1 pseudogene is annotated in these 230 nt (G+C 57.8%); it reads left to right on the top strand.

The features are described 5' to 3' along the window. A pseudogene (locus SB765_RS34380) lies at positions 1-230 on the top strand (hypothetical protein); the annotation flags it as partial.

Here is a 230-nt window from a genome sequence, read left to right on the forward strand (position 1 = left end):
GGAGCGCAGCTACTTCAACGCCGATGAAGACCGCAAATTTGCCTGGTATGACCACGGTACTGCCGAGCGGCTGCTGGCATTCCTGCTGATCTGGGATATCGGTGTGCGACAGCAGTTCGAGCACCGTTTCATGGTTCGCCTGCGTTCGGCCATCTTCAAGCATGCCCAGTTGCTGGCATCGGAGATGTTCTACGCGTCCCACCAGGCTTCGCGCTACCACAACCATGCAT

It is taken from the genome of Pseudomonas sp. SIMBA_067, assembly GCF_046534675.1.
GTDB lineage: Bacteria > Pseudomonadota > Gammaproteobacteria > Pseudomonadales > Pseudomonadaceae > Aquipseudomonas > Aquipseudomonas putida.